The organism is Halomonas sp. DP8Y7-1 (assembly GCF_019801685.1).
GTDB lineage: Bacteria > Pseudomonadota > Gammaproteobacteria > Pseudomonadales > Halomonadaceae > Halomonas > Halomonas litopenaei_A.
Genome location: NZ_JAHVIN010000011.1, coordinates 72,816 through 97,693, shown reverse-complemented (window position 1 = coordinate 97,693; position 24,878 = coordinate 72,816). Strand labels below are relative to the sequence as shown.

General features: G+C 59.1%; 24 protein-coding genes. 2 read left to right on the top strand and 22 right to left on the bottom strand.

Features of this window, described 5'->3' with window-relative positions:
* The first annotated feature begins 87 nt into the window (after positions 1 to 87).
* Positions 88 to 231 carry an integrase core domain-containing protein gene (locus KUV41_RS14310; RefSeq protein WP_206943612.1) on the top strand — a complete coding sequence of 48 codons (144 nt, stop codon included), beginning with the start codon at positions 88 to 90 and terminating at the stop codon, positions 229 to 231.
* Between the two features lie 277 nt (positions 232 to 508).
* On the opposite strand, the gene KUV41_RS14305 is transcribed toward KUV41_RS14310, so the two are convergent.
* The 4 genes from KUV41_RS14305 to KUV41_RS14290 all read right to left on the bottom strand — a co-directional run bounded on the left by KUV41_RS14305 (position 509) and on the right by KUV41_RS14290 (position 3,236).
* Positions 509 to 1,330, bottom strand: coding sequence for a hypothetical protein (locus KUV41_RS14305; protein ID WP_222486594.1), 822 nt, complete (start codon positions 1,328 to 1,330; stop codon positions 509 to 511).
* Positions 1,320 to 1,808: a hypothetical protein gene (locus tag KUV41_RS14300; RefSeq protein WP_206943196.1), complete on the bottom strand. Its 489-nt coding sequence runs from the start codon at positions 1,806 to 1,808 to the stop codon at positions 1,320 to 1,322. The genes KUV41_RS14305 and KUV41_RS14300 overlap by 11 nt, the downstream gene beginning before the upstream one ends.
* A 109-nt stretch (positions 1,809 to 1,917) precedes the next feature.
* A complete protein-coding gene (locus KUV41_RS14295; protein WP_222486593.1) occupies positions 1,918 to 2,640 on the bottom strand; it encodes a hypothetical protein in 723 nt (240 codons plus the stop codon).
* Positions 2,641 to 2,654: 14 nt separating this feature from the next.
* Positions 2,655 to 3,236 carry a hypothetical protein gene (locus KUV41_RS14290; protein WP_222486592.1) on the bottom strand — a complete coding sequence of 194 codons (582 nt, stop codon included), beginning with the start codon at positions 3,234 to 3,236 and terminating at the stop codon, positions 2,655 to 2,657.
* 345 nt (positions 3,237 to 3,581) lie between these two features.
* Between KUV41_RS14290 and KUV41_RS14285 the strand changes: the two genes are divergently transcribed.
* Positions 3,582 to 4,160, top strand: a complete 579-nt coding sequence (locus KUV41_RS14285; protein WP_206943202.1) for a phage integrase N-terminal SAM-like domain-containing protein — start codon at positions 3,582 to 3,584, stop codon at positions 4,158 to 4,160.
* 496 nt (positions 4,161 to 4,656) lie between these two features.
* Here KUV41_RS14285 and KUV41_RS14280 read toward each other — a convergent pair whose 3' ends face one another.
* The 18 genes from KUV41_RS14280 to leuC all read right to left on the bottom strand — a co-directional run bounded on the left by KUV41_RS14280 (position 4,657) and on the right by leuC (position 24,587).
* Entirely contained in the window at positions 4,657 to 5,916 is a 1,260-nt protein-coding gene (locus KUV41_RS14280; protein WP_222486077.1) for a D-amino acid dehydrogenase, read from the bottom strand.
* A 240-nt stretch (positions 5,917 to 6,156) separates the two neighbouring features.
* Positions 6,157 to 7,443, bottom strand: a complete 1,287-nt coding sequence (locus tag KUV41_RS14275) for an MATE family efflux transporter (RefSeq protein WP_222486597.1) — start codon at positions 7,441 to 7,443, stop codon at positions 6,157 to 6,159.
* A 187-nt stretch (positions 7,444 to 7,630) separates the two neighbouring features.
* A complete protein-coding gene (locus tag KUV41_RS14270) occupies positions 7,631 to 8,212 on the bottom strand; it encodes a YceI family protein (RefSeq protein ID WP_222239159.1) in 582 nt (193 codons plus the stop codon).
* 49 nt (positions 8,213 to 8,261) lie between these two features.
* A complete protein-coding gene (locus KUV41_RS14265; protein WP_222486078.1) occupies positions 8,262 to 8,843 on the bottom strand; it encodes a cytochrome b in 582 nt (193 codons plus the stop codon).
* Positions 8,844 to 9,321: 478 nt separating this feature from the next.
* A complete protein-coding gene (locus KUV41_RS14260; RefSeq protein WP_206943211.1) occupies positions 9,322 to 10,512 on the bottom strand; it encodes an O-succinylhomoserine sulfhydrylase in 1,191 nt (396 codons plus the stop codon).
* Between the two features lie 78 nt (positions 10,513 to 10,590).
* Entirely contained in the window at positions 10,591 to 12,108 is a 1,518-nt protein-coding gene (gene purF, locus KUV41_RS14255; protein WP_206943213.1) for an amidophosphoribosyltransferase, read from the bottom strand.
* A 70-nt stretch (positions 12,109 to 12,178) separates the two neighbouring features.
* The gene (locus KUV41_RS14250; RefSeq protein WP_222486591.1) at positions 12,179 to 12,841 is read right to left on the bottom strand and encodes a CvpA family protein; all 663 of its coding nucleotides are present in this window, start codon (positions 12,839 to 12,841) and stop codon (positions 12,179 to 12,181) included.
* Positions 12,841 to 13,536, bottom strand: coding sequence for an SPOR domain-containing protein (locus tag KUV41_RS14245; RefSeq protein ID WP_222239155.1), 696 nt, complete (start codon positions 13,534 to 13,536; stop codon positions 12,841 to 12,843). Before KUV41_RS14245 ends, KUV41_RS14250 begins: the two co-directional genes overlap by 1 nt.
* Entirely contained in the window at positions 13,533 to 14,951 is a 1,419-nt protein-coding gene (locus KUV41_RS14240; RefSeq protein WP_222486590.1) for a bifunctional folylpolyglutamate synthase/dihydrofolate synthase, read from the bottom strand. The genes KUV41_RS14245 and KUV41_RS14240 overlap by 4 nt, the downstream gene beginning before the upstream one ends.
* 3 nt (positions 14,952 to 14,954) lie before the next feature.
* Positions 14,955 to 15,989, bottom strand: a complete 1,035-nt coding sequence (gene accD / locus KUV41_RS14235) for an acetyl-CoA carboxylase, carboxyltransferase subunit beta (RefSeq protein ID WP_222486589.1) — start codon at positions 15,987 to 15,989, stop codon at positions 14,955 to 14,957.
* 73 nt (positions 15,990 to 16,062) lie between these two features.
* Complete coding sequence (gene trpA / locus KUV41_RS14230; RefSeq protein WP_206943223.1) at positions 16,063 to 16,866, bottom strand: tryptophan synthase subunit alpha; 804 nt, start codon at positions 16,864 to 16,866, stop codon at positions 16,063 to 16,065.
* Between the two features lie 19 nt (positions 16,867 to 16,885).
* Complete coding sequence (gene trpB, locus KUV41_RS14225) at positions 16,886 to 18,100, bottom strand: tryptophan synthase subunit beta (protein WP_222486588.1); 1,215 nt, start codon at positions 18,098 to 18,100, stop codon at positions 16,886 to 16,888.
* A gap of 114 nt (positions 18,101 to 18,214) precedes the next feature.
* Entirely contained in the window at positions 18,215 to 18,868 is a 654-nt protein-coding gene (locus KUV41_RS14220; protein WP_206943227.1) for a phosphoribosylanthranilate isomerase, read from the bottom strand.
* Positions 18,865 to 19,836, bottom strand: a complete 972-nt coding sequence (gene truA / locus KUV41_RS14215; RefSeq protein WP_222239150.1) for a tRNA pseudouridine(38-40) synthase TruA — start codon at positions 19,834 to 19,836, stop codon at positions 18,865 to 18,867. The genes KUV41_RS14220 and truA overlap by 4 nt, the downstream gene beginning before the upstream one ends.
* A gap of 258 nt (positions 19,837 to 20,094) precedes the next feature.
* Positions 20,095 to 21,207: an aspartate-semialdehyde dehydrogenase gene (gene asd, locus KUV41_RS14210; RefSeq protein ID WP_222238620.1), complete on the bottom strand. Its 1,113-nt coding sequence runs from the start codon at positions 21,205 to 21,207 to the stop codon at positions 20,095 to 20,097.
* A gap of 138 nt (positions 21,208 to 21,345) precedes the next feature.
* On the bottom strand, positions 21,346 to 22,419 hold the full coding sequence (gene leuB / locus KUV41_RS14205; RefSeq protein WP_206943232.1) for a 3-isopropylmalate dehydrogenase: 1,074 nt from the start codon (positions 22,417 to 22,419) through the stop codon (positions 21,346 to 21,348).
* Between the two features lie 65 nt (positions 22,420 to 22,484).
* The gene (gene leuD / locus KUV41_RS14200) at positions 22,485 to 23,138 is read right to left on the bottom strand and encodes a 3-isopropylmalate dehydratase small subunit (RefSeq protein ID WP_206943234.1); all 654 of its coding nucleotides are present in this window, start codon (positions 23,136 to 23,138) and stop codon (positions 22,485 to 22,487) included.
* Positions 23,139 to 23,141: 3 nt separating this feature from the next.
* On the bottom strand, positions 23,142 to 24,587 hold the full coding sequence (gene leuC / locus KUV41_RS14195) for a 3-isopropylmalate dehydratase large subunit (RefSeq protein ID WP_206943236.1): 1,446 nt from the start codon (positions 24,585 to 24,587) through the stop codon (positions 23,142 to 23,144).
* Positions 24,588 to 24,878: the final 291 nt, after the last annotated feature.

Genomic DNA, 24,878 nt, shown 5'->3' with positions numbered 1-24,878 from the left:
TTGAAGATGTCCATGACCACGGAGGCCTTGCGCTTCGCGGTCCATCGCTTGATGGGGTTGTCGTCAGTCATTCTGTCCTCCTGATGGCTGCACTATAGCCTGTGCAGCTCGGGAGGGGGTCACTTCACCCGAGCGGTAATCAGCCGCTGGATCCGTTACTACAACGAAGAGCGGCCACATCAGTCTCTAGGCTATGTGGCACCCCGAGCACACCCGGCATTAGCGGCGTAGGGTGTGCAGAAACCAGGGGGTCATTACACATCGGGCGAGCCGTTTCGACGTATTTCTGGACTCATCGCCAACGGAGTGCACAGGAGAACAGCCGCCATCTTCCAGCTGCTTAAGCATTGTTCGACGCGCGGTCTTCCATAAAAAGTTCGGAGTAGGCCATAAATACAACACCTTACCGATTAGGGCAGGTGTTTCACTCAGAATTTGCGGCTAAGGGGTCATTTCACAAATGTATAGTGAAAATTCCACGCGTTGCGAACCACTCTTAAAAAGATTATTAGCCGTTGTAATATGGGAACACTATATTTTCTGCATCACTCGATAATGGTTTTGAAAAAAGAAAGTCCACATGGGGAATTTCAACCTCCTTCTTACCCATGCAGCATACTTCAAAAATTTTATCACTTTTGCAAGGGCATTTATCTTTCTTAGAAACTTTGCTAAATCTTGCAATAGGGAATTTCATTTTTGTCCACCGTACATCCCAATCTTCAAATGCATTATCTAAGCAACTAGATAAACGTTCCAAAAGCATGAAGTCTAAGCTTGAGTCATCGTGCATAACTGAAGATTTTTGAACAGGCTTTGTTACGATCGAAACTTCAAGTACCTCCATATCGTGTGCTTCATGTACACACAACTGCCCACTATATACCTTGCCTTTCTTATGTTCACACCGAGATCTAGGCCTTACTTTATGACCACAGATACTGCAAGAATAATAGCCAACTTTAAACCCTGGACTAAAAAATAAACAATATGGATAGAGAGATTGCCATTTAGACACCTTGCTCTTAATAAAATCCAACCTTGAAGCGACGATATGATCTTTGTATGAATTTTCTCGAATATAGCTCTCTTTTATTTCACACTGCTCTAGCTCATACCACGCTTGCCTATAGTTTTTAAGCTTTATGTTATTGAACGCTCTAATAAATAGTATATTCAAATCCAGAGATTCTAGGTGTAGCCAACAGTTATTAGCCTTATCTTCATCACCGTTAGCAATAGCAGATTTTTTCTCCGCCTCAAGATACTCTATAACTTTTTTTAATTCTCTATTTTCAGTGTCGCCTATGGTTATTAGTTCAATCTTCATCACTCAAACTCTTCACTGCATCTATAGCTTTCTTTAAATTTTCTACCTTACCATTAAACTCTATAGCGGTGGTTTTTCCTTCTTTGTTTTCTACAAGAAATTTTAATGCAATTTTGTCATCATCTTTAGCTTTTAATTTTTCGTGGATATATGAAGAAATCACACCGCAAAATACTGGAACTACAATACTTTGGATTATGAATGTACCAAGCCAAAAATCTGCCCCGTGTAATCCTAGTTCTCTATATTCTTCATCAGAAGCATATACATCTGTGTTGATTCCATTTTCATTTAAGAAGTCCAATGTATCTAATGTGCCCGCGTAAAACACATCATCATGACCATGTGAAGGGAGAATTACAACACTTTTCTCCTTCAAGCCATAGGATATCTCAGGAGCTGCTTCCTTAACTAATTGATCAAATGTCAAACTAGATTCTTCTACACGAAATATCTCTTTTTTATCCAATGTACTCATATAAACCTCCTTTTTACTATGCTCAATCATCCGTAGACGGCTAACGCGCGCGCCGACTTGGAGCCGCGAAGCGGCGGAAAATCGGTCGCAGTGGAGCCGACTGTCAGCGTTAAAAACGGTCAAGCGAAAGCTCTGCACTGTCAAGAGCCGAAAGAGTTTTTCCAAAAGAGGGATTATATTTTCGAGCGCACTCCAGAGAAACCATCGGAACTTTGAACTTCTTTGTGTGCGTTTTTCCAAAGGTATCTGAGAGCTTTACCTTAACCATGACTTGCCCATTCTTCGCTTTAGGAAAGCACCCGCCCCAACTATCAGGCTGTTCAAAATAAATCACCCCATTTGTCGATTGCCCTATATCAAGATACGTTTCCGTTTTATTTAGACCCAATCCTGAACATTGAAATAGAAACGGATATATCTTTATGGAATCGCCAATTTTTGATTGAAAATTTTCCAAAGCTACAGCCTGGCCATTTAACCAAAACCATCCTACAGAATTCTTTAACCATAGCAGACTGAGCGGCTTAATATTCCAATGATAGCCGACTGACACGGACTCAATACTAGATGGAGAGGAGCCCACATTTGATACACTGAGATAAAGAGCTATACAGGTACGGTGGATCTCAAATTGCCCTTTCGACCTACCTGTTAGAAATGTGCATGCACAGGTCGGCCCGTCGATAACCCTTACGCTGAACTTTGGTTTTCGCCTCAGCGCTGTAAATATTCCGCTAACCCAACCCAAAAAGATAGTAGCTAAGAATATAGTTAGCGTCAGCACACCCTGATTGTTGTTCAGCCAGCCCGCAAAATCTGAATATGTGATCATAAGAATCTAACGCCTCAAACAGCGGCGCTCGTTTTATCGGCGTCCGCCTGCTTTGATTTGTTAGGGCGGGATTTAGCAATGTATTTCTTATACTTGAATGCATAGCTTGTACCACAGCCATAGAGGAATGCCCCGAACCCGAAAACAGCAGAAAGCCCAAGCCAAAACTCAGGAGCAGGATTATCTTTGGTAGGATTTAGATTGGAATAAAGCGCTACCGCTAAAATAGAACCAGTTACACTGCTGCCAAAAAAGTATATTGTTCTTGAAATTGAGGCCAAAATATCATCCGATAGTTCTTCGAGCCAACGTGACGTGGGTGAAACTTTAACAATCATTAAAACTATGCCAAATGTGATGATTGTGGCAAGAATTACATGCCCGACCTCAGAAAGAGAATTGTCGTGAATTTTTGAATCCAAAAATCTTACAAGCTTCTCTTCATTTGTGAGCGACCCAGAAACTAAAAAAGCTACCCAAAAGAAGACCATGATTTGCGACAAGTAAACTAAAGCTTCACTTAAGACAAACTGGATAGTTGTCTTTTTTTGTAGAAATACAACATCATCTACTTCTGTATCAATATGTATCTTCATTTTTTCCTAATGATCTTATTTTGCTAAGAAAGTAATCATAACATTTTTAATCGTATGCGTGCTGAAATTGTCGCTGCGCGAACCGGCCCACACACCTCATATCTTCTTCATATTTTTAAAAGTTCCACTCTATTCCCTTGCGTGCCAGTACGGGCATGCTCGAATTCCTGAGAAGGTATGCACGACATTCCATTCCGTTGATCTCATAAATTCTGGATCAACCGTATTTTTTGTTGACTCTGTGCAGACAAGTCTTGCCTTCTTCTGTTGCTTTCCAGGCACGGTGGCTGGACGCTTCTCAATATACTGTACGAATGAATAGTTATCGTATTCGGGAGGTTGCACATGAGCAAGAGCCCATTTCTGGAGGCAATCCGCCGAGATCTACGCTTGCGTGGCTACAGTATTCGAACAGAGAAAACCTATCTGCACTGGATCAAGCGGTTCATCCTGTATCACCAGCGTCGACACCCTACTGAGATGGGTGCAGCCGAGGTGCGCGCCTTCCTGACATCGCTCGCCAATAATCATGGTGTCTCGGTCAACACGCAGAAGATTGCGTTGAATGCTCTCGCATTTTTGTACCACAAGTTTCTTGGTGTCGAGCTGGGCCCCCTCGATTTTAAGCATGCTCGCCAACATCGCAGGCTTTCCACGGTACTGACGCGTGCCGAGGTCGCGGCGATCCTGTCATGTTTGTCGGGACGAAACTGGCTGGTCTTCTCTTTCCTTTATGGCAGTGGGCTACATATCGCGGAATGTCTACGGCTTCGTGTCAAGGACATCGATTTCGATACAAAAGCCTTGACCGTCGTCAGCGGCAAGGATCGCAGGACCTTGCTGAGCACGTCCCTGACGTCTGCACTGACCCAGCAGATGCAGATGGCCTTGTCCCTGCAACGCGAGGATGTCGCAAGGGCGTAGGCCCATCGCTCAGCCCATTGGGTCTGCTATAGCGTCGAAACGGGCCCTGAGTGGATATGCTGGTTGCCGATTACCCTTCAGCCAGGCTACCGCAGGAGAATGTCATACAGACACGCCCCTCCTGGCGACGGACGTCACCTTCTTTCTCGACATCAACATGACGTCGACTCGCGTGAACGAGGTGTCCTGAATGCCCTGCCTTTCCGGCTAAGTTTAGTTGTTGCTTTTCAGCTTATACCGACGGGATCGCGGATTCGAGCCCTGTCTTCACCTCTGTCGGCAGCGGTTGCCCTTTTCAAGCTAGGGGCACAAGGCGCCATTGCACCGAAATACGTCATCTTCACAAACGACGACACCCCGGCGGGCGTTGCCCGTCGGGGTGTCGTGGTGTTGGCGTTGTGCCTGGTAGCGTGTTACGCCACCAGCCTGCCCTGGCGGTCTATCGGTAGGATCTTTCCTATCGTATTGCCTTGGCTTTCATCTGCGGGTTGTCGCTTCACGCCGCGTAGCGAGACACGGCCAGCCCGTTGGGGTCGATGGCGGGTGCACGACCGTCGATCAGGTCAGACAACAGCTGAGCGCTGCCGCAACTCATGGTCCAGCCCAGGGTGCCGTGGCCGGTATTGAGCCACAGGTTGTCGTACTTGGTGGCACCGATGATCGGAGTGGAGTCCGGGGTCATGGGGCGCAGTCCCGTCCAGAATTCGGCCTTGGCCAGATCACCACCTTCCGGGAACACGTCGCGCACCACCATGGAGATCGTCGCACGACGCTTTTCCGCCAGGCTGAGGTCATAGGAGGCAAGCTCCGCGGTGCCGCCAACGCGAATACGGTTGTCGAAGCGCGAAATGGCTACCTTGAAGGTCTCATCCATCACCGTGGACTGGGGCGCACCGCCATCATCGAGCACTGGCAAGGTCAGGCTGTAGCCCTTGACCGGATAGATGGGCAGGCGGATGTCCAAGTCCCGCGCCAGGAACGGCGAGTAGCTACCCAACGCCATGACGTAGGCATCTGCGGTCAACTCTCCGGCACTGGTGTGCACTGCCTCGACCTTGCCAGACACGCGAGTCAGCCGCTCAATGGTGGTGTTGAACATAAACTCGACGCCGAGTTTCTCGCGGCAGTAGTCCGCCAGACGATTGGTGAACAGGTGACAATCACCGGTCTGGTCATCGGGCAGGTGAAGACCACCCACGAACTTGCCGGGCACCCGCGCCAGCGCCGGCTCGACGTCAGCGATGCGACTGGCATCCAGCAACTCATGACGCACACCGCACTGCTCGAGTACCTTCATGTCCTTGCCGACGGCCTCGACCTGCTTTTCACTGCGGAACAGCTGCAACAGCCCCTTCTGGCGGTCTTCATAACGAAGGCCAGTCTCATCACGCAGGGCATTGATGCAGGCACGGCTGTGTTCGGCGACGCGTACCATGCGTTCCTTGTTGATGGCGTAGCGCTCGGGGTTGCAGTTGCTGAGCATCTGCATCATGAAGCGACCCATGGTCGGGTCCATCTTGGGCTGGATCTTGAGCGGAGCGTGCTCCTGAAACATCCACTTCACGGCCTTCTGTGGAATGCCCGGCGCTGCCCAGGGAGAAGAGAAGCCGAAGGACACCTGGCCCGCATTGCCATAGCTGGTCTCCATGGCAACGGAAGGCTGGCGGTCCACGACCCGGACCTCATGACCCTGACGTGCCAGATAGTAGGCCGTTGTTACACCCACCACACCTGCGCCCAGAACCAATACCTTCATGTCGCCGCTCCTCTATTCTCATTGTTGGTGCCACGCCCGTCAGGGGCGCTGTCATGCCAGCCGTTGATGCAATGAGCCGCAGCTACGGGCTGCGGCTCGACATGACGCGAGTATAGAGGGGCAAAACCAGTGTTTTATTCTTTTTTCACCCTAATGTGCGAGACAGTAAAACGTTTTTTACCTAGCTAGCAGAAGCATCAATCGATTAACGACATAAAAAAAGCAATATCCACTACCCCTTCAAACAGCAGTGCCGCAGCGCTTGGGTCGCGACAGGGTGCGGCGCAACAGCAGGTAAGCGGCAAGGCCCGCCAGCAAGTTACCCAGCGCGGCTCCCATGCCGAGACCGCTGACCCCGCCTATCAGGGTCACCCCGAGCCACAGACAGGGTAGATAACACACAAACAGCCTGGCCGCGGACAGCAGCATCGCCCGCATCGGCCAGCCAAGCGCATTACCGGCGGACACTACCAGCATGCAGACTCCCAAGGCGGCGTAGCTGGGTGGCATGAAATGCATCAAGGTCGCCAGTGATTGGCTGACATCCTCCGTCCCGGCCAGCATGCCGGCCAACCATGGCGCGGCCAACGCCAGGACGATACCAAGGGCCAGTTGCCACCCCACGACTACCTTCAATGCCAGCCGCATCAGGCGGTGAACTTGAGACCAGTCCCCCGCCCCATAGCAGCGTCCGAGCCAAGGTGGCAGCGACATGGTCAGCGCCAGCACCACCATCAGCGACACGGTTTCCAGGCGGCTGGCCAGGCCCCAGGCCGCCACTGCCGCATCACCCAGCCCCGACACGGTCGAGATGGCGAGCATGGCCGCAAGCGGCGGCATAAGCTGGCTGATCATGGCGGGACAGGCAACACTGGCAAAGGCCTTGCCAGAGGTTCGCCACTCCTCGCCGAGGCCTTTTAACGCGAGCCACTCGCGCCCCTTCAGCTGCCAGGCCAAGACGCCAAGGCCGCTGCCGAAGGCCAGTACCGTTGCCCAGGCAGCGCCGGGCAGCCCCAGCCCCTGCCAGTCACCGATACCAAAGATCAGCACAGGGTCGAGGGCGAGGTTCACCAGGCTGGTCAGGACCATCATGCTGCCAGGCAGGCTGGTATTGCCGTGGGCACGAAACAGGCTATAGCCAAAGTACACCAGGGCGCCTAGCCAGGCCGCGATCAGCTGTGGCGCCCAGTAGGCACGAATCAGCGCTCGTGCATCGCTGTCCGCCCCCAGGGCACTGAAGATCGGGGTCTGCAGGACCCACAGCAGCAGTGCCAACGCCCCGATGGCGAGCGTACCCATCATCAGCGACAGGCTTCCCAGGCGCTGTGCTCTCACCGCCTCGCCCGCCCCCAGCGCGCGCGATATCAGGGCGGCAATGGCGATCCCCATGCCAACCTGGACACCAATCACCAGAAACGACAGGGGAAAGGTATAGGACTGCGCCGCCAGGGGAGCTGTCCCCAGGCGCGCCACAAATGCAGAGTCGACGAGTTGAAAGCCGAGCAGCGATAGCACCCCGATCGCCATCGGCCAGGTCTTGCGCCACAGGGTTGGCCCTAAGGCGCTGGAGTCGGAACTTAGGTGCACGGTATCTCCGATTGGTAGGTCTGGCCGCGTATGGTATAGCAACGCCGCAGCGCGCTCACCCTATCCCGCAACCACAGACCCCGGGCCTGGGCCCGGGGTCGTCGTACAGCCTGCGTGACGCCGCGTGTTACTGGCGAATGCCTTCGAACGTCACGTAAAGCTCAAGGCTGCGCATCGCTTCGGGGAACTTGCTCATGTCGATGTCGTAGTCGCCCAGCGCGAGCTCGGTCGAGCCCTCGAAACCTGCGCGGTAGCCACCCCAGGGATCTTCACCCTCGCCCAGCAAGGTCACCGGCATTTCGATGGTATTGGTCACGCCATGCAGGGTCAGGTCGCCGGTCAACACGCCTTCTCCATCGCCGGTGGACTCAAACCCGGTTGAGGTGAAGGTGGCCGTCGGATACTCGTCGGCGTTGAGGAAGTCGCCGCTCAGGATATGCTTGTCGCGTTCAGCGTGATTGGTCGTCAGGCTGGTCACGTCGACCTCGAGCTGCGCCGAGGCGCTGGCAGTGTCTTCACCATCGTAGCTGAAGGTGCCGTCAAACGACTCGAAGCTGCCGAGAATGTAGGAGTAGCCGAGGTGGCTGATCTTGAACTGGATAAAGGCGTGCTGCCCCTCCGAATCAATGGCGTAATCAGCGGCCTGAGCTTGCGCCAGGGGCAATAGAGAGCCAGCGGCCAGTGCGGCAATAGCGGTCTTCTTGAGCATGTCTTTCTCCTTGTGATGACGTCAGTCGTGCTTGAGTGACGTAACGCGTTCAACGACCTTTCGATTCGGCCGCATGTCGTCCTTGCTGAGACAGCCGAGGATCGAGCATACGCCGCAATGTGTCCTGACGGTCGACATAGTGGTGCTTGAAGGCCGCCAGTGCATGTCCCGCCGACAGAATGATCAGCACCACAGCGCTGTACCAGTGCACCACCCCAGCCCGTGACGCCTGCTCAGGCAAGTCACTGATCACCGCGGGAAGCGTGAACATGCCGAGCACCTCGATGCCCTTGCCATCCGCGGTAGAGATCAAGTACCCGCTGATCAGCACCGCCAACATCAGTACATAAAGCGCCAGATGCCCCCAGGAGGCCGCCCGACGTTCCAGCCGCGACCCGTGGGCGGCAGGCGTCGGCTGTGCCAGGCGCCAGGCTATCCTGCCCAGAATCACCAGCATGACCAGAACGCCGATGCCGCGGTGCCACCAAGGTGCCAGGTGATACCACTCACTGTAGTAGTCGAGTCCCGTCATCCACCAGCCCAGGGCGAACAGCCCGACGATGGCTACCGCACTGCTCCAGTGCAACACAATGGCGAGAAGCCCCCAGCCCCTTGGTGAATTGCGCCACATGACGGCGTCCTCTGATTCATCGATGAAATCGAGCTTAACTCATGTTGAGGCGCCAATCCGTGGAAAAATTCCGAATGATTGGTTCAATAAAACTGAGTCTGTCGTGGGGCTGAGCCCTCACGCTGCGTCGGCGTTATCGCTTGCGCAAAGATCGGACAGCTACACAGAAACGCTGCGAGCACCATCGGCTCTCCGCATGGCTGTCAGACCAGGCCCCAGCTCCGACGTTGGAGCCAGAGATGGTACGGACGGAGTGCCAGTAGGCGCGATGGGGTTCGTCTGGATAGAACGACGCTAGATAGAGTACGGCTGAACAAGGACGGCTGAACAAGGACGGCAGAGCCGTGAACACCGCTCAACGAATAGCATTGGAAAACACGGACGGTGACGCAGACAGGAAGGAAGCATCAGCGGTCCACGAGACGGAAGTGGATCTGCTCTTACGGGGGCCAGGCGACCCCCGCAAGAGCGAAAACGATCAGCGCAGCGCGTCCAGGCCGCGAGCCAGATCAGCCTTGATATCGTCAAGATGTTCGAGCCCGACCGCAATGCGAATCAGATTCTCGGAAATCCCGGCGATGGCTTTCTGCTCATCGGACAGCCGCCCATGCGTGGTGGTGGCCGGGTGAGTGATGGTGGTCTTGGCATCGCCAAGGTTGCCGGTGATCGATAGCATGCGGGTCGCATCGATCACTGACCAAGCCTGCTCGCGGCCCCCTTTCACCTCGACCCCAAGCACCGCGCCAAAGCCCTGCTGCTGCTCACGCGCGACCTCATGCTGGGGATGGCTTTCCAATCCACTGTAGTGCACGCGCTCCACTGCAGGGTGGGCTTCGAGCCACTGTGCCAGTGCCAGAGCAGAAGCTGCGTGGGCCTGCATGCGAAGACTCAAGGTCTCAAGGCCCTTGGTAAAGATCCAGGCGTTGAAGGGGCTAAGGCACGGCCCACAGGTCCTGACCACGCCAAAGACTTCCTCGAGCTCCTTGTCACGGCCCACCACAGCCCCACCAATCGCTCGCCCCTGACCGTCCAGATACTTGGTGGCAGAATGCACCACCAAGTCCGCACCTAGTGCGAGTGGACGCTGCAGCGCAGGGGTCAGGAAGCAGTTATCGATGGCCAGCAATGCATCGTGACGATGGGCCAGGTCTGCCAGTGCACGAATGTCCGCCACCTCGGAGAGAGGGTTTGACGGAGTCTCGGCAAACAGCAGGCGAGTCGCCGGCGTAATGGCCGCTTCCCAGGCAGACAGATCCGACAGCTCGACGTAGCGGGTCTTGATGCCGAACTTGCCCAGATACTTGTCGAACAGGCTGACCGTCGACCCGAACAAGGAGCGTGAGGCCACGATCTCATCGCCTGAGGACAGCAATGCCAGCGCCGTGGAAAGAATAGCTGCCATGCCAGAACTGGTCGCGACACAGCGCTCGCCGCCTTCCATCGCGGCCAGGCGGCGCTCGAAGGTGCGCACCGTAGGGTTGGTGAAGCGCGAGTAGATATTCCCCGGCTCCTCACCACCAAACTTGCGCGCCGCTTCGGCTGCACTGCCGTAGACAAAGCTCGAGGTGGTGAAAATCGGCTCACCATGCTCCTGCTCGTGGGTGCGATCGTGCCCTGAGCGAATCGCCAGGGTGTCGATGTTCCACGTATCCTGCGTCGAATCCTGCATCTTGCTCTCCCTGACTGACGGCCGACGACCCCGACACCGGGCCTGGTCAGGAATCGACCCGGCCCGCTGCGCTGGCTATCAGTCTATATCGTCCTGATTGTGCATGCCGACCAGTGCGTGATCTCCGGCACTTTGTTCCTGCTTGGCACCGTCATTACGCGACGCTTCCAACTCGGCCAGGTACGCCTCGTCGATGTCTCCGGTAATGTACTTGCCATCAAACACCGAGCAGTCGAACTCGTCCAGAGCAGGATTGACTTCACGGCAGGCTGCCTTGAGGTCCTCGAGATCCTGGTAGACGATGCGATCGGCACCGATCAGCTCGCCCACTTCGGCCTCGCTGCGCCCGTGGGCAATCAGCTCGTTGGCCGCCGGCATATCGATGCCGTACACGTTGGGATAACGCACGGGCGGTGCGGCAGAGGCAAAGTAGACCTTGTTGGCCCCGGCGTCGCGGGCCATCTGAATGATCTGCTTGCAGGTGGTCCCGCGCACGATGGAGTCATCGACCAGCAGTACGTTCTTGCCCTTGAACTCGACATCGATGGCATTGAGCTTCTGGCGCACGGACTTCTTGCGCTGGGTCTGCCCCGGCATGATGAAGGTACGACCGATATAGCGGTTCTTCATGAACCCTTCACGGTAGGTCACGCCCAGGTGCTGTGCCATCTCCAGCGCCGAGGTGCGGGAGGTGTCGGGAATCGGAATGACCACGTCGATATCGTGTTCTGGCCATTCGCTCTTGATGCGATCAGCCAGCTTACGGCCCATCTGCAGGCGCGTGCCATAGACGTAGGCACCGTCCAGCAGAGAGTCGGGGCGAGCCAGATACACATGCTCGAAGATACAAGGCGCCAGCACCGGACGGTCCGCACACAGCTGGGTGTGATAGTTGCCGTCCATGTCCACAAAGATGGCCTCGCCCGGCGCCAGGTCACGCTCAAGCTCAAAGCCACCCACGTCCAACGCAACAGACTCGGACGCAATCATGACTTCCTGGCCGTCACCCTGGTCACGGGTACCAAATACGACGGGGCGAATACCTTGAGGATCACGGAAGGCTACCAGGCCAACGCCGTTGATGACCGCCACCGCGGCATAACCACCGCGGCAACGCCGATGCACGCGACGCACCGCGTCAAAGATATCGCCAGGTTCCAGGTGCGGCCCCTGCTTGCCCAGCTCATGGGCGAACACGTTGAGCAGAACCTCGGAATCGGAGCTGGTGTTGATATGGCGCAGGTCCGACGAGAACAGCTCTTTCTTGAGCTGCTCGGAGTTGGTCAGATTACCGTTGTGAGCGAGCGCCAGCCCGTAAGGAGAGTTGACGTAGAACGGCTGGGACTCGGCCTCGCTGGAAGAACCGGCGGTGGGGTAACGGACATGGCCAATACCCAGATTGCCCTTGAGCCGCGCCATGTGGCGAGTGTGAAACACATCACGAACCAGACCATTGCTCTTGCGCAGCAGGAAACGGCCTTCGTTCCAGGTCATCATGCCCGCCGCGTCCTGACCGCGATGCTGTAGCACCGTCAGAGCGTCGTAGATTGCCTGGTTAACCGCCTGCTTGGCCATCAGGCCGACGATACCGCACATTCAACTTACCTCATTTGCCGTGAAACGCCGGCCGCAAGGCCAGCGCAAGAGTCGTCTGTCACTGCCGAAGTCAGAGCGCCGTACCGTTTGCTCTGCTCGCATCGTCGATGGCAGGTCCTTCTGCCTCACCGCCCGAAGACGGCGAAGATGGTACCGGGGATTGTCCTTGAGAGTGCCCTTGAGACTGGCCTTGAGACGGCGTCTGCATGTCTGGCTGCGGAAGCTCGCGCAGAGACTCGGGGAAGTCCGGCAAGCGCCCGTCAAAGTCACTCAGCTGCCCCAGCCCCCAGTCACGCAATTGCTCGAAATGGGGGCGCACGCTGGCATCTTGCCAGGCCTTCAATTGATCCAGCGGAGTAAATCCGATCAGCAGCGTCACCAGGGTCAGCACGGCTGTCGCCTTCACCCCGCCAAACACTGCGCCGGTGAGTCGGTTGAGAAACCCCGCCCCGACCCACTCCACCGCTGCCTGCACCATGCGGATCAGAATACCCCCGACCAGGATGGTAACGATGATGATCAACACGAAGGCGACGATCAGGCGGCCGTCCGGGCTCTCTATCCAATTGCCCAACAGATCGGCAACGGGCTCGGAAAACATCCGCGCCGCCAACAGGGCCACGATCCAGCTCGCCAAGCCAAGCGCTTCCCTGACCAAGCCTCGCACGAAGCCCGCGCCCACTGCCAAGGCCAGTGCCGCCACAAATACCCAGTCCACCCAGGTCGCAAGCATCAGCTATCCACCTTGACCAGCAGGCCCTGAAGGTTCTCACGAGACTTGAGCTCGCCCATGACCCCCTCGGCATCTTCCGAGGCCGCAAAAGGCCCCACGTAGACGGTTGTCAGCGAGTTGCTGCGGGCACGCGAGTAAGCAGGATAACCTTGATCGCGCAGCTTGTTCATCAGTCGATCAGCATTGGCGGACTCACCGAAACTGCCCACCTGAACGGCCCATTCACCGCCCTGCACCGCGGACGTGGCGGCGCGACCCTCTCGCTGATCCGCCTGGCGCGCCAAGGCAGCGATGGGGTCTTCAGCAGGTTCCTGACGCGGCGAGTCGGTGGAGGAAGACGAGGTGGAAGCAGAGGACGAAGCGCCCTGGCCTGCCCCATTCTGGCGATCGGTGTCGGCGTTGGTGCCGGCAGTCACCTGCTCTGCGGGCCCCGGGTCAACCTGTGACTGGGTGGACGCATTGGCGCTGTTCTGCTGCTCACCCGATGAGGCTGACTCGTTGGCCCCCAGCGTGCTGGGCGGCGTGGGGTCCGCCACATCACGGCGCTCTACGTCCACTGGAGGGTCAATGGTCAGCACCGGCTCGGGCCGCTGCTGCTCTGACTCCGGCTCATCGAACAACAGGGGAATAAAGATGACACCCAAGGCCACCACGATGATGATTCCGCTAACGCGCTCGCGCATTCCGTATTTCATGTCGCTCCCTCGCAGGCATTGCCGGTTCCGGTCTGTCGGTCGCTCTGACGCTCCCCCTGACATTCCCTCTGACGTTCCCACCTCGCCAGTATGGCAGCAACGGTGAAGAAGGAACCGGTGACCAGAATGTCATCCGCATCGCCGAAGCGCGATTCAAGCCAGTCCGCCCCTGCGTCAGGAGTGTCAGCCTGGTGCATCACGACGCCTCCCAGCTGTTCAATGCGCGCGGCCAGGTCCTGGCTGGGGCGACCTCGCGCCCCCTCGAGAGTCACCGGGACCCAACCATCGACCACCGGCGCCAGCTCAGCCAGGACGCCATCGGCGTCCTTGTCCTCCAGCATACCGATCAGGCACCACAGGCGCCCGCTTGGCTCGTCACCCTCTAAGGCGTGTCGACGGCTGTGGAGACGAGTGGCCAGGTAGGCGGCGGCATGAGGGTTGTGGCCGACATCCAGACACCAGCGACCCTGCCACTGCATGCGCCCCGGTAGCGATACCTGGGCAAACGCGGTGCGGCAGGCCGATGCCTCCAGACTGCCCCGTGCCAGCCACAGCGCCTGGAGCGCACTAGCGGCATTATCCCGCGGCAAGCCCGGGTCGGGCAGACCTCCCACGCGAACCGTCGCGCCGTCCAACGCAGTGCCCTGCCAGGACCAGCTGGCATCGCTGTCCTGCTGGGTGACTGAACCAGAGGGCGACTGGGGAGCCGACAGATACGAGGCGTGCTGGAACGCCTGGCCAAGGGCGAAGACTGTCGCACCAATGCGGGCAGCATGCCCCGCCACGCTGTCGGGTAGAGCGGTACTACCGAGCACAGCGGGCTTGCCGGAACGCATGATCCCAGCCTTCTCGCGGCCAATCACGGTGATATCGTTGCCGAGAAACGCGGCATGGTCCTGGGCCACGGTGGTGACCACGGCCACATCCGGGTCAACCACATTGACGGCATCCAGCCGCCCTCCCAGACCCACCTCAAGAACGGCCAGCTGAGGCTTGGCTTGGGCGATGGTCCACAGCGCCGCCAGGGTTCCCACTTCAAAATAGGTGAGGCTGACCGGCGTTGGCGACAGCCGGGCCTGCTCGACCCGAGCAAACCCCTCCATCAACACCGCATCGCTGGCCTCACGCCCGTCGAGGCGCAGGCGCTCGTTGTACCGCACCAGATGCGGCGAGGTGTACGCCGCCGTCGTCATCCCGTGGGCCCGCCCCAAGGCTTCCAGCATGGCCACAGTGGACCCCTTGCCGTTGGTGCCGGCCACGGTGATCACCGCCTCGGCGATGGGCTCCGCGGTCAGCCCAAGCCTGCCGGCGACCGCGGCAACGCGCTCGAGACCGAGGTCGATGCCCACAGGGTGGGCAGCTTCCAGCCGAGCCAGCCAAGCGTCCAGAGTGGTGGGAAGGGCGTGCTCGTCCATGAATCAGCGCGGAGCGTCCTGGGGACGGTCAGCGTGGCTGTCCTCCGACGCAGACCCGACATCCTCATCGTCCACTGCACGCAGGGCCTCTGACTGTGGCGCGTCGGCCATGGCCAGGTTGTGCTCGGCTGCCTCGGCGGCATCCACCAGGTCGGGCGCATCCTCGTCCGGCAAGCCTGCCGCCGGTTGATGGGTCAGCTTGCGCAGTACTCCACCAATACGGGCCCGCATGTCATGGCGATGGATAATCATGTCGACGGTGCCGTGCTCGAGCAGAAACTCGCTGCGCTGGAAGCCTTCAGGCAGCTTTTCGCGCACGGTCTGTTCGATAACGCGGGGCCCGGCAAAGCCGATCAGCGCGTTCGGCTCGGCCACGTTCAGGTCGCCCAGCATGGCCAGGGAGGCAGACACGCCACCGAAGACCGGATCGGTCAGCACCGAAATGTAAGGCACACCCGCCTGCTTCAGGCGCTCCAGAGCGGCAGAGGTCTTGGCCATCTGCATCAACGAGAACAGCGCTTCCTGCATGCGCGCACCGCCGGAGGCAGAAAAACATACCAGCGGCTGGCCCTGTTCCAGGGCAATGGTCGCGGCACGCACGAACTTTTCACCCACCACGGCGCCCATGGACCCGCCCATGAAGGTGAACTCGAAGGCCACCGCCACCACCGGGATGCCATCCAACGAACCGCGCATGGCGATCAGGGCGTCATTTTCGCCGGTATCCTTCTGGGCCGCCGCCAGGCGGTCCTTGTACTTCTTGGAGTCACGAAACTTGAGACGATCTACCGGCTCCAGGTCAGCGGCAATCTCTTCGCGACCTTCCTTGTCGAGGAACCAGTCCAGGCGCTTGCGTGCCGTCAGGCGCAGATGATGGTCACACTTCGGGCACACATTGTGATGCTTTTCGAGTTCGGGCAAGTACAGTACCGACTCGCACTTGGGGCACTTGCGCCACAAGCCATCCGGCACGCTCGCCCGACGATCCTTGCGCTGAATGCGGCCCACCGAGGGCACAATCTTGTCTAGCCAGCTCATGTCAGAAGTCTTCCGTTGCAACGGCCGCCGGCCATGGCCGACGACAGGGTCGAATCTCTACCCTGGATGCCTGTCAGGCGTCCAGGGCATGGCGTATCTCTGTCATCACCGCCTTAATCTCGGCGATGGCGTCATGAGGAGCGTCACAGTGTTCAGCAATGCGCGATACCAGGGCGCTGCCGACGATCACACCATCGGCGACCTTGGCCACCTCTGCTGCAGAGGCCCCATCCCGAATGCCGAAGCCGACGCACAGCGGCAGATCGGTCAGCTGCCGCAGGGGCGCCAGATGCGCTGCTACGTCGTCAGCATTGAGTCGCGCCGAACCAGTCACTCCCTTGAGCGACACATAGTAGAGATACCCATGCGCGTGGGCGCATATTGTAGCGGCACGCTCAGGTGAAGTGGTAGGGGCGACGAGAAAGATTGGCGACAAATCCTCAGCTTCCAGCAGCGGGCCAAGCTCGTCTGCCTCTTCCGGAGGCATGTCGACCACCAACACGCCATCGACACCGGCGGCACGTGCCTCCCGTGCGAAGCGCTCGATCCCGAGGCGCTCGATAGGATTGAGATACCCCATCAATACCACCGGCGTCTCCTGGTCACGCTGGCGGAAGGTAGCGACCATCTCCAGCAGGTCCACCAGGCGGGTACCATGCTTCAACGCCCGCTCACAGGCCTTCTGAATCACCGGACCATCGGCCATGGGGTCGCTGAATGGGACGCCGAGCTCAATGACATCGGCACCCGACTCCACCAGTGCGTGCATATAGTCCACGGTCACGCCAGGCACCGGGTCGCCCCCGGTAATATAGGGCACCAGCGCCTTGCGGCCCTGCTCGGCGAGAGAACGAAACCGCTGTTCGATTCGAGACATGGGATCCCCTTGTGCTTCCTTAAAGGTCGATACCGTCGATCTTGGCGACAGTGAGGATATCCTTGTCACCGCGTCCGGACAGGTTGACCACAATATTCTGGTCGGGTGACATGGTCGGCGCCAACACCTTGGCATGGGCCAGGGCGTGGGCCGACTCAAGCGCTGGCATGATGCCTTCCACATGGGTCAGTTCACGAAAGGCCTCGAGCACCGCGTCGTCATTGGCGGCTACATAGTTGACCCTGCCCACGTCCTTCCACAGTGCGTGCTCGGGACCGACACCGGGGTAATCCAGCCCTGCCGAAATCGAATGCGTGTCGCTGACCTGGCCTCCTTCATCGGACATCAGGTAGGTACGATTGCCGTGGAGTACGCCGCGAGGTGCGCCGGATGCCAGGGGCGCCGCATGACGGCCGCTCTCCAGGCCATCGCCACCCGCCTCGACGCCGTACATCTGCACGCCATCATCCTCGACGAAGGGATAAAACAGGCCCATCGCATTGGAGCCACCGCCTACACAGGCCACCAGGGCGTCGGGCAGACGGCCAAATTCGTCCAGCGACTGCTGCCTGGCTTCCCGTCCAACCACGGCGTTGAAGTCGCGCACCAGCTGCGGATAAGGGTGAGGGCCTGCCACGGTGCCGATGATGTAGAAGGTATCGTCGACGTTGGTGACCCAGTCTCTCAACGCTTCGTTCATGGCGTCCTTGAGCGTGCGCGTGCCCGACGTCACCGGGATCACGTTGGCCCCCAGCAGACGCATGCGATAGACGTTGAGCTTTTGCCGCTCCGTATCAGCCTCGCCCATATAGACATCACAGCGCAGCCCAAGCCGCGCCGCCACGGTAGCGGTCGCCACGCCATGCTGGCCTGCCCCGGTCTCCGCAATCACCCTTGGCTTGCCGCTTTTCTTGGCCAGCAGCGCCTGGCCGATGGTGTTATTCACCTTATGGGCGCCGGTATGGTTCAAGTCTTCGCGCTTCAACCAGATCTGTGCGCCACCCAGTTGCTGCGACCAGCGACGGGCGTGATACAGCGGCGACGGCCGCCCCACGTAATGGGCGAGGTCATGATCGAACTCAGCCTGAAAATCAGGGTCGTTCTTGAGGCTCTGATAGGTGCGGTCCAGCTCATCCAGGGCGAAGCTCAAGGTCTCGGATACGAAACGCCCGCCGTAGGCCCCGTAATGGCCCCTGGCATCTGGCCAGCGGGACAGCTCACTGAACTTGCTCATGTCGGACTCCTTCAGAGTTGTCTATTGGGCTCTGCGTCTTTGGCATGTAGCAACGCCCCCGCCCCTTCGGCGACGACTGTTGCCCCCAAGCAAGCGCCCGTCTTGAGCCCCTTCCTAGACGCTTGTCTGGTTCGCGACCCTGTCGCCCAATGCCACCGCATTGACGAAGGCACGCATCCGCCCAGCATCCTTGATCGCGGCAGCACTTTCGATGCCCCCCGACACATCCACCGCATGGGGCCTCACCTGGCGGATCGCCTGGCTGACGTTGTCGTCGGACAAACCGCCCGCGAGGATAACAGCTTTACCCAGCCCTGGTGGAATTCGGCTCCAGTCGAAAGTATCACCGGTACCACCCGGCACACCTGGGCGGTAAGCATCGAGCAGCAGCCCCCGGGCGCTGTCGTAGCAGCGTGCGGCGGCGTGAACATCCAGCCCGTCACGCATTCTCAGGGCCTTGATATAGGCACGATCATAGCGCTCGCACTCGGCGGCGGACTCATCACCGTGAAATTGCAGCAGGTCCAGCCATGGCAGGGCCCGACTCACCTCTTCCGGGGCGGCATCGACAAACAGCCCCACCCGCGCAATGAACGCCGGCACCCGAGCCGCCAAGCGCGCCAGCTGATCCACGTCGACGGCCCGCTTGCTGCCCGCCCACAGTACGAAACCGATGGCATCAGCACCCAACGCCACGGCGGCGTCGACGTCCTGTTCCCGGGTGAGGCCGCAGAACTTGACCCGAGTACGCTGCATTGGTGCTGTCATGACCTTTCCTCAGACGTCTTGGACGGTGCTCCATCCAGCTCCTCGGCGCGAACGGCTCGGCGTGTCTCGGCAATCGGGCGGCCACGTCGAAACTCGACCATCGGACAGTCCGGCAAGGGACGCTCACCGGTCCACTCACCCAGGAAGGCCAGTAGGTTGGGCCCCAGAGGCTCCGCCGGCAGCTGCCACTGCTCATCATACAGGGTGTCGACAAAGTGCAAGCCGCAGCCGGGGGCGGTGACGTCGCTCTTCTGGCGGTCGCGCAACGCCAACAGCCGCTGAATATAATCGGTGCCCTGCTCGCCACGTCCAACGGTGACCAGCGCGCCAACGATGTTACGGACCATGTGATGCAGGAACGCATTGGCCTGCAGGTCGACCACCACCAGCGGGCCATGCCGATGGACTTCTATGAAGTGCAAGTGCCGCCAGGGCGTCTTGGATTGGCAGCCTGCCGCGCGAAAGCTTGAGAAGTCATGCTCGCCCACCAGAGCCTGAGCGGCCACGTGCATGGCGTCCGCATCCAGAGGGTCGCGGCACCAGGTAGCATTGGCACGCTCCAGCACCGGCCGACTGGGCTGATTCAAGATCACGTACCGGTAGCGACGGGCCAGCGCCTTGAACCGGGAATGAAACTCATCCGGCACCTGACGAATCCAGCGGATGGCGATATCGCGAGGAAGGTTGGCGTTACCGCCAAACACCCAGGCCTTTTCCGAACGCTGCACAGGCGGATCGAAGTGGGCGATCTGCCGCGTGGCATGCACGCCAGAATCAGTGCGGCCGCTGCAGTGCAAGGTGATCGGTGCGCCCGCCACCTTGGCCAGCGCCGCCTCTACTGCGCCCTGAACAGAGGGCGCGTGCTTGAGCCGCTGCCAGCCACAGTAATGGGTTCCATCGTACTCAACGCTGAGCGCGAGCCGACCCTCCATGGGAGTACGTTCGTCAAGGTGATGAAAGAAGGACATACGACCTGCAAGCCGAAGAAAGCGGTGGCCACGCAGGAATCTGCGCGAGTGAGAGGTGCATTATCCCTTAACCGCTCGGTGACGACCAGCCTTGCCACAGGCAGGCGCTGCGACCAGCGCATCTTGCTCGAGGAGCGTCCGTCTGGTCGACCAACCAGGGCACTCCAGACCGTGACGATGCAGCCGAGAAACGACATCGGGGCACCCTGAGGTGCCCCGATACTTGTCACTACCTTGTTCACTGCCTTGACGCCAGTCTTAGCGTTCGCGCAGCACCTTGAGCATCCGCTTGAGCGGCTCGGCGGCCCCCCACAGCAGCTGGTCACCCACGCTGAAGGCGCTAAGATACTCGCCGCCCATGTTCAGCTTGCGCAGACGTCCCACCGGGATGTTCAACGTGCCGGTTGCCGCGGTCGGCGTCAGTCCGTCGATGGTGGCGTCCTTGTCATTGGGAATGACACTGACCCACTCGTTGTGGGCGGCAATGCGCTCTTCGATCTCATCCAGCGGCACATCCTGGCGCAGCTTGATGGTGAACGCCTGGCTGTGGGAGCGCATGGCACCGATACGGACGCACAGGCCATCGATCGGCACCGGCGCGTCCTGGCGACCGAGAATCTTGTTGGTCTCGACGAAGCCCTTCCACTCCTCGCGGCTCTGACCGTTGTCGAGCTTGGAGTCGATCCACGGCAACAGGCTACCGGCCAGCGGTGCACCAAAGTTGTCCGTCGGAATCTCGCCGGAGCGCATGGCCGCAGTGACCTTGCGATCGATATCCAGAATCGCGCTGGCGGGATCGGCCAGCTCGCTGGCCACGCTGTCACGCAATCCGCCCATCTGGTTGAGCAGTTCGCGCATGTGCTTGGCACCGGAGCCTGACGCCGCCTGATAGGTCATGGACGTCATCCATTCGATCATATCGGCTTCGAACAGACCGCCAAGGCCCATCAGCATCAAGCTGACGGTACAGTTACCGCCGACAAAGGTCTTCGCGCCAGCATCAAGCTGAGCGTCAATCACCTTGCGGTTGACCGGATCAAGCACGATGGTGGCATCATCGCTCATGCGCAGGGTGCTGGCAGCGTCAATCCAGTAGCCCTTCCAGCCACCGCCACGCAGGTCCTCATAGACCTTCTTGGTGTAGTCACCGCCCTGACAGGTGATGATCACGTCCAGCGCCTTCAACGCCTCGATATCGAAGGCGTCTTTCAGCGGAGGCACGTCCACACCTACGTCGGGGCCGGCCTGACCAACCTGGGAGGTGGTGAAGAACACCGGCTCGATGCCGTTGAAATCCCCATCTTCCACCATCCGCTGCATGAGCACGGAACCCACCATGCCACGCCAACCGACGAAACCGACTTTCAACATGTGAAGTCCTCTAGAAATCGAGTGAGACAATCATTATACAGAAACCGGCAGCACCTTTCAGATGCTGCCGGTAGGCTTTCCGCTTCACCTTCGCGAGACGCCGATGGCCCCTCGCTCAGCGTTGTGTTCCGCTCTCGCTCAGTCCAGTGCGGCGAGCACCGCGTCACCCATCTCGGCGGTGCTGACCTGGCGGGTGCCCGGATAGGCGATATCCGCCGTGCGAAGCCCCTGATCCAGCACCTTGCCCACCGCCGCCTCGATGCGCTCAGCCATGGCTGGCTCATTGAGAGAGTAGCGCAACATCATCGCCACCGACAGAATCGTGGCGAGCGGGTTGGCGATGCCCTTGCCGGCGATATCCGGGGCACTACCGTGACAAGGCTCGTACATGCCCTGACCAGATTCATTGAGAGACGCTGAAGGCAGCATGCCGATGGATCCCGTCAGCATGGCGGCGGCGTCCGACAGAATATCGCCGAACATGTTGCCGGTTACCACCACATCAAACTGCTTGGGCGCACGCACCAGCTGCATGGCCGCGTTGTCCACGTACATGTGGGACAGCTCGACATCGGGATACTCTGGTGCCAGACGCTCCATGACCTCACGCCACAGAATGGTGACTTCCAGCACGTTGGCCTTGTCCACGCTGCACAGTTTCTTGCCGCGCTTCTGAGCCATCTCGAACGCGACACGCCCGATGCGCTCGATCTCGCTTTCGCTGTACACATAGGTATTGAAACCGACCCGCTCACCGCCACGTTCTTCGACACCACGGGGCTGACCGAAGTAGATCCCGCCCGTCAGTTCACGCACGATCATGATGTCGAGCCCAGACACAACGTCAGGCTTGAGCGTTGAGGCTTCTGCCAGCTGCGGATACAGGATCGCGGGGCGCAGGTTGCCGAACAGGCCCAGCTCCTTGCGCAGGCCCAAGAGCCCCTTCTCCGGGCGCTTGCTGAGGTCCTCGATGGTATCCCACTGAGGGCCTCCCACCGCCCCCAGCAGAATGGCGTCGGCCTGTCGCGCCTTGGACAGCGTCTCGTCAGGCAGCGGCACCCCATGCACGTCATAGGCACCACCACCCACCAGCCCCTGCTCGACCTCGACGTCCAGCCCTTTCGCCTTCAGGGCGTCCAGCACGCGAGTGGCCTGGGCGGTAATTTCCGGTCCGATGCCATCACCGGGAAGGACAAGAATCTTGCGGGTCATAACCATGTATTCCTGAGACAGTGCAAACAGTCACCCGGCCTGCTCCAGGCCGGGCGGTAAATCGCCTAGGCCTTGGCGGGCTCGCGGAACAGCCACGGACGAGCGGCCCGATGGCGAGACTCAAAGGCCGCGATGGCGTCTTCATCCTGGAGGGTGATGCCAATGTCATCCAGCCCTTCAAGCAGACAGTGCTTACGGAACGCATCTACCTCGAACTCGAGAATCTCGCCACTGGGTGTCGTCACCCGCTGGTGCTCAAGATCCACATCGAGGCAGTACCCCTCGTTGGCGTGCACTTCAGCAAACAGACGATCCACCTGATCTTCACCCAACGTGATCAACAGGATGCCGTTCTTGAAGGCATTGTTGTAGAAGATATCGGCAAAGCTCGGCGCGATGACAACGCGGAAGCCGAAGTCCTCCAGCGCCCAGGGCGCATGCTCGCGCGAACTCCCGCAACCAAAGTTACGGCGCGCAAGCAACACCTTGGCCCCCTGGTAGCGCGGCTGATTGAGCACGAAGTCCGGATTCAAGGGACGCTGACTGACGTCCTGACCCGGCTGCCCTTCGTCCAGGTAGCGCAGTTCGTCAAACAGGTTGACGCCAAAGCCGGTGCGCTTGATCGACTTGAGAAACTGCTTGGGAATAATCAGGTCGGTGTCGACATTGGCGCGATCCATTGGCGCCACCAGACCTTCGAGGCGTTCGAACTTTTGCATGGCTCAGGCCTCCTGGCGAGCGGTAGTGGAATCAAAGCTGCGCACGTCGACAAAGTGTCCGGCGATCGCAGCGGCGGCGGCCATAGCCGGGCTCACCAGGTGGGTGCGACCGCCATACCCTTGGCGACCTTCGAAGTTACGGTTGGAGGTGGAGGCACAATGCTCTCCCGCACCCAGCTTGTCGGCATTCATCGCCAGGCACATGGAACAGCCGGGCTCGCGCCACTCAAAGCCCGCCTCGATAAATACCTTGTCGAGACCTTCCTGTTCGGCCTGACGCTTCACCAGACCGGAGCCGGGCACGACCATGGCCAGCTGAACGCTGTCCGCTACCTTGCGGCCACGGGCCACCTTGGCCGCTTCGCGCAAGTCCTCGATGCGCGAGTTGGTGCAGGAGCCGATGAACACCTTGTCGAGCCGGATATCGGTAATCTTCTGACGCGGCGCAAGGCCCATGTATTCCAGCGCACGGGTGATGCCGGTGCGTGCGGTGTCGTCTGCCGCCTGAGCAGGATCCGGCACCTCGCCACTGACTCCGGTCACCATTTCCGGGCTGGTACCCCAGCTGACCTGAGGCTCGATACTCTCGGCGGCGATGGTCACTACCTTGTCGAAGGCGGCATCGGCATCAGACACCAGCTGGCGCCAGTCAGCCACCGCTGCCTCCCACTGCTCGGCGGTAGGTGCGAAGGGACGTCCGGCGAGATAGTCGATGGTGGTATCGTCGACGGCAATCAGCCCAACCCGTGCTCCTGCCTCGATGGCCATGTTGCAGACCGTCATACGCCCTTCCATGGTCAGGCTCTGGATCGCACTACCCGCAAACTCGATCGCATACCCGGTACCGCCAGCGGTGCCGATCTCGCCGATGATGGCAAGCACCACGTCCTTGGCGGTGACGCCCTGACCCAAGGTGCCCTCGACACGCACCTGCATGTTCTTCATCTTCTGCGCCAGCAGACACTGGGTCGCCAGCACGTGCTCGACCTCAGAGGTGCCGATCCCGTGGGCGAGCGCGGCAAAGGCGCCATGGGTGGCAGTGTGAGAGTCACCACACACCACGGTCATGCCGGGCAGGGTTGCACCCTGCTCAGGGCCGACCACATGCACGATGCCTTGACGCGGATCATTGATGCGGAATTCCTCGATGCCAAACGCATCGCAGTTGTCATCCAGCGTCTGGACCTGGATCAACGACACCGGATCCTTGATCCCGGTATTGCCCTCGGCCCGTTCTTTTACGGTCGTTGGCACGTTGTGATCGGGGGTTGCCAGGTTGGCATCCAGGCGCCAGGGCTGGCGACCGGCGATCCTGAGCCCCTCGAACGCCTGGGGCGAGGTCACCTCGTGGAGCAGCTGCCGATCAATGTAGATCAGCGCCGTGCCGTCGTCGCGCTCTTTCACCAAGTGCTGCTGCCACAACTTGTCGTAAAGCGTCTGGCCTGCCATGCGGAATCTCCTGCCTCAAGTCCTGCCTCGAGCGTTTGCGTCAAGGTCTGTCTAAGCGTTGCGGAGGCTTGCCACGGACCGCCATGTCGGCTGTCTCAGTATCCGTGTGTCATGCCTCTCTGCGTGCTGCCACGGTGTAAGGGTATCGCTGATCTTTTCAGTGCCACTGCCCAGTGGCTTGTGCTGTGACCGGGTCGGGTCATCACAACCAGGTGCCCTGTCGGGTCATGCTGCCGGGTCATTCTACCGGGTCATTCTGCTGGGCTAGCCGGGCACGTCGCGCTGGCGATA